This window comes from Caulobacter sp. CCH9-E1 (assembly GCF_001556515.1).
Lineage (GTDB): Bacteria > Pseudomonadota > Alphaproteobacteria > Caulobacterales > Caulobacteraceae > Caulobacter.
Window position 1 is genome coordinate 1 of sequence record NZ_LSJA01000279.1, and the last position, 504, is coordinate 504.

The following is a 504-nucleotide window of genomic DNA, read 5'->3' on the forward strand; positions in this document are numbered from 1 at the left end:
CCTTGCGGGCCACGCGGATGTCGAGCGCGCCCGCGCCATTGATGGTGCCGGCGAAGACCCGGTACTCGGCGCTGGCCTTGGCGAAGTCGAGGTCGCGATCGGCGCTGGCGCGCTTGTCGACCGGCACGCTTTCGCCGGTGACCGGGGCCTGGTTGACGCTGCTGTCGCCGGCTACGACGACGCCGTCGGCGGCGATGCGCTCGTTGGGCCGCACCAGGATGATGTCGCCGATCTCCAGGGCCTCGACGGCGACGTCCTCTGTCTTGCCGTCGCGGCGAACCGTGGCCCGCTCGGGGGCCAGCTTGGCCAGGGCTTCGATCGCCCGGCGGGCCCGGCCCATGGCGTAATGCTCCAGGGAATGACCCATGCTGAATAGGAAGAGGAGAAGCGCGCCTTCCGCCCATTGCCCCAGGGCCGCGGCCCCGGCGGCGGCCACCAGCATCAAGGTATCGATCTCGAACTTGCGCTTGCGCAGGTTTTCGATCGCCTCGGTCAGGGTGAACC

At 69.8% G+C, this 504-nt stretch carries 1 protein-coding gene; it reads right to left on the bottom strand.

Annotated features, from left to right (window positions below):
- Positions 1 to 504, bottom strand: a 504-nt coding sequence (locus tag AX690_RS15700) for an HAD-IC family P-type ATPase (protein WP_156449615.1), incomplete at both ends; no start/stop codon positions are given.